3 protein-coding genes are annotated in these 3,184 nt (G+C 69.7%); 2 read left to right on the forward strand and 1 reads right to left on the reverse strand.

Annotated features, from left to right (window positions below):
• Nucleotides 1-187, reverse strand: a 187-nt coding sequence (locus QH283_RS12105) for a hypothetical protein (RefSeq protein ID WP_280503103.1), incomplete at its 3' end; no start/stop codon positions are given.
• A gap of 223 nt (nt 188-410) precedes the next feature.
• Between QH283_RS12105 and QH283_RS12110 the strand changes: the two genes are divergently transcribed.
• Together QH283_RS12110 and QH283_RS12115 are read left to right on the forward strand one after the other, a co-directional pair.
• Nucleotides 411-1,766, forward strand: coding sequence for a hypothetical protein (locus tag QH283_RS12110; RefSeq protein WP_280503101.1), 1,356 nt, complete (start codon nt 411-413; stop codon nt 1,764-1,766).
• A 99-nt stretch (nt 1,767-1,865) separates the two neighbouring features.
• Entirely contained in the window at nt 1,866-2,657 is a 792-nt protein-coding gene (locus tag QH283_RS12115) for a TIGR03084 family metal-binding protein (protein ID WP_280503102.1), read from the forward strand.
• Nucleotides 2,658-3,184: the final 527 nt, after the last annotated feature.

A 3,184-nucleotide genomic window follows, 5' to 3' on the forward strand; every position in this document is an offset into this window, starting at 1 on the left:
CGCCCACACCGTCGGGGGCGTAGTCCTCGTCCCGGCGGGGAGCGACCAGCACGGCGTCGCCGCCCGCGGCGCGCGCGGCGTCGATGGCGGCCTGCGCCGACTCGTCGAGTTCGATGGGCACGACCATGCCCGGCAGCACGATCGGATCGGTCAGGAACAGGACCGGCAGGTCTCGGGGTGTGGGCACGGTTCGATCCCTCCAAGAGTTGAGCGATACCTACTCAACCCGCCGGTGTTTCGTATTGTTCCACCTGGTGAGTCGCGTTCACCGACAGCGAAGCGACGGGCGTCGCGCGGGCCATCGCCCGCCTGGCCGTGACGGCGGTGCGGGGCGCGTTGACACCCGATCGGGGCAGTGGGAATGTGAGGCCCCGGGTCGGACACAAGATCAGCTGAAGGGGGCCTCCGCAATGTCGACACTCGCGGCCGGCGTGTTCGTCGACTGGGAGGAATTGACCGGCCAGTCGAAATTGGTGGTCGAGCTCGTCAGCTTCCCGATCTTCAGCGCGCTGGCCGGTCTGCTCACGAACTGGACCGGCGTGCTGATGCTGTTCTGGCCGGTGGAGTTCCGCGGCGTGCGGATCGCGGGCCTGCATGTGCTCTATCCCTATCTGCCGCGCCGGGTGCAGGTGCTGCCGACCTTTTCCGGTGACGGCAGGCGGCTGGGTTTTCAAGGCTTCATTCCGGCGCGCGCGGAGAAGATGGCCAGCATCTGCGTGGACAAGGCGTTGCTTCGCATCGGCAGTCCGCGCGATTTCATCCATGAACTCGACCTCGACGGGGTCGCCGACCACATCGCCGAGACGGCGCGGGCGCGCACGCCGGAAATCGTCGACGAGGTGATGTACCGGGAGAACCCGGAGCTGTGGAAGGCGGTGCCGCGCGGGGTCAAGCAGATGCTCTACCAGCGCGTCGACGCCCAGCTGCCGAAATTGTGCCGCCGCGCCTTCGATTCGCTGGGCGACAACATCGATCAGCTGATCGACATCAAGAGTTTCGTCATCCGCTATCTGCGCGAGAACCCGGAGATCCTCAAGGATCTGACCACGACCATCGCCGAGCCGGAACTGAAGTTCATGGTGCGCATCGGCCTGCTCGGCGCGCCCTTCGGCCTGCTGCTGGCGCTGTATCTGCACGTGCACGGCAGCATCCCGGTGATCGGCTGGATTCCCGCCTGGGTGATCGTGTTGGCCGCCTCGGCCGCCATCGGTGTGATCGTCAATGTGATCGCGGTGAAGATGGTGTTCGAGCCGGGCGACCCGCAGCCGCGCTACAAGTACCTGTGGCGACAGGCGCTGCTGGCCAAGCGGCAGCCGCAGGCGGCGACCGACCTCGCGCACATCCTGGCCTACCAGGTGCTCACTCTGCCGAATCTGTCGGAGGAACTGCTGGAGGGTCCCAACGGGGACAAGACCCGCCAGCTGGTCGAGCGGCTGATCTCCGAGGAGATCCACCGACAGCTCGGCCCGACGCATTCGGTGGTGCGCGCGGCCTTCGGCGCCCGCCAGTTCGACAACCTGCCCGTCGGTGCGGCGGGCGCGGCGGTGGGGCTGGCGCCGAGCCTGTCCGAGGACGAGGTGTTCGCGCGCGAGCAGGCCGCCAAGATCGACGAGTTCGCCACCCGCAAGCTGCGAATGCTCTCGCCGGGCGAGTTCATGGAGATGTTCTACGCCTCGGTGGAGCAGGACGCCTGGTTGCTCTATCTGCACGGCGCGGTGCTCGGTCTCGGCGTCGGCGCGGTGCACCTGGTGCTCTTCGGCTGGTAGAAAACCAGCACGCGTGCTTGTCTTTGCCCTGGGTGCGCTGCCATGCTGGGCGGCAGCAAGCGCACCGACGGGGGTGCGCCCGACCGGCAAGGGGTAGTGATGGCTGATCTCGACGCACTGCTCGAGGATTTCGCCGCCGAGTGCGCCGACCTCGAGAAGCTGGTGGCGCCGTTGGCGGATGAGCAGTGGGCGCTGGCGACACCCGCCCCCGGGTGGAGCATCGCCCACCAGATCGGCCACCTGGCCTGGACCGACGAGATCGCCACCGTGGCCGCGACCGACCCGGCCGAGTTCACCCGGCAGGTCACCGAGGCGGGGGAGAAGGTGCTCACCCTCGTCGACGACGTGGCCGCCGAGGCCGCCGCGATGGCCCCGCCGGAGCTGCTGCGCCGCTGGCAGGCGGGTCGGGAGGGACTGCTCGACGCGCTGCGCGCCGTGCCTGCCGGGCAGAAGCTGCCCTGGTTCGGCCCGCCCATGAGCGCGGCCTCGATGGCCACCGCGCGACTGATGGAGACCTGGGCGCACGGCCAGGACGTGGCCGACGCGCTCGGCGTGCGCAGGGAACCGACGGCCCGGCTGCGCTCGGTGGCACACATCGGCGTGCGGACCCGCGACTTCGCGTACCTGGTGCGCGGCAAGACGCCGCCCGCCGAGGAGTTCCGGGTGGAACTCACCGCACCGGACGGCGGCGTGTGGACCTGGGGACCGGAGACGGCGTCGCAGCGCGTGAGCGGACCGGCCGCCGACTTCTGCCTGCTGGTGACCCAGCGGCGGCATCCCGACGATCTCGCGGTGCGCGCGGAGGGCGCCGAGGCCGCCGAATGGCTGACCATCGCGCAGGCCTTCGCCGGGCCGAGCGGGGAGGGGCGCAGCCCGGGGCAGTTCGCCTGAGGCCGGGTCCGCCAGGACATTCGCGCTCGGGAACAGTCGCCGACCCGCCGTGAGCGGGGTGAAGAACCGACGACGACCCGGCGCACGGTCGGGGATCGGCGGCACGGGTCGCGGGAGCAGGCGAGCTCCGAACTCGGGTGCGCCGTGTGGTGTCGACGGGCCGGACGCCATTGGCCGGGAGTCTCGTTGGCAGTCGGGTACGGCGCTCGCCTGCTTTCCCTGGAGTACCCATCGCCACGCGCCGGAAACCCTGGCGGTCATTCCTCGAAACCCGCGCGCAACCGGGGCGTGTGATGCTGACCGCACCGGAATTCGTCCTCCGGTCGCTGTCGTACCCTGGTCGTGCGTCCGGCTTTCGACGTTGCGAGCAGGACTCCCGGGACGCCGAGGAGAGGAACGCATCGTGACCGAACAACGCACCGAAACCGTGTACATCGGCAAGACCCCTGGACACCCGTCCGTCGGCTACGCGGCCCTCAGGTACAGCGCGGTCGTCGCCGCGAGCGCGGCCAGCCTCGGCCTGACCG

This window comes from Nocardia farcinica (assembly GCF_029867845.1).
GTDB classification, from domain to species: domain Bacteria; phylum Actinomycetota; class Actinomycetes; order Mycobacteriales; family Mycobacteriaceae; genus Nocardia; species Nocardia farcinica_A.

Excerpts from the sequence above, each read along its gene's own strand:
- QH283_RS12110 (WP_280503101.1), top strand. The coding sequence starts at position 411 with ATGTCGACACTCGCGGCCGGCGTGTTCGTCGACTGGGAGGAATTGACC.
- QH283_RS12115 (WP_280503102.1), top strand. The coding sequence starts at position 1,866 with ATGGCTGATCTCGACGCACTGCTCGAGGATTTCGCCGCCGAGTGCGCC.